We start from the raw sequence: 570 nt of genomic DNA, 5'->3' as shown, positions 1-570 counted from the left end.
GTCGCGGATGTGTCGCCGCTCTCCGGCCTCACCAGCCTGCAAACGCTCGACCTGACGGACACACCGGTCGCTGACCTGACGCCGTTGAACGCCATCCGGGGCCTGGCGATCACGAAGGGTCGCAGGACGCTGCGACCGCCTTTTCCTGCGCCGGTCGCTCGCGGGCGGCGAGGCTAGCGCGGCGGCGGGTGGGGTTTTCGGCCCTACGGCCCGTCTTCCTCGATCTCCCAACCCTGCGCGAGATACCGCGCCAGGATGGCCTCGTGGCGGTCGTCCTTGTGGGATTCGATCACCTCATCTTCGCCGTCCAGGATCTCGGTCTGGCCGTTGGCGGTGACGATGACGAGGGTGGCGGTTTCGCCTTTGGCCAGGACGGTTTCGCGCATGGGGTGCCTGGATGCTGTGGGTGCAGCGGCGGGACTACCCCCACCCTGCCCTCCCCCGCAAGCGCGGGGGAGGGTTCCAGGCAGCGCGGACGCGAGTTGGGCGCTTCGGCATCCCGCGCCAAACCGATGATGGTCCAGGGGGGTCTCCCCCCTGGCGGATGGGGTTTGGGGAAGGCGGCGCCTT

Annotated in this window: 1 protein-coding gene; it reads right to left on the bottom strand. The window is 69.5% G+C overall.

All coding sequences use genetic code 11. The features are described from left to right. Nucleotides 1-203 precede the first annotated feature (203 nt). Nucleotides 204-386 (bottom strand): hypothetical protein, encoded by a 183-nt coding sequence (locus ACTIE5_RS14450; RefSeq protein ID WP_439550387.1) that lies wholly within the window; start codon nucleotides 384-386, stop codon nucleotides 204-206. Nucleotides 387-570: the final 184 nt, after the last annotated feature.

The sequence above is a fragment of the Falsiroseomonas sp. genome, assembly GCF_051859025.1.
GTDB lineage: Bacteria > Pseudomonadota > Alphaproteobacteria > Acetobacterales > Acetobacteraceae > Falsiroseomonas.
Note: the sequence above shows the minus strand (reverse complement) of the source record. Positions and strands in the feature narration are given on the sequence as shown.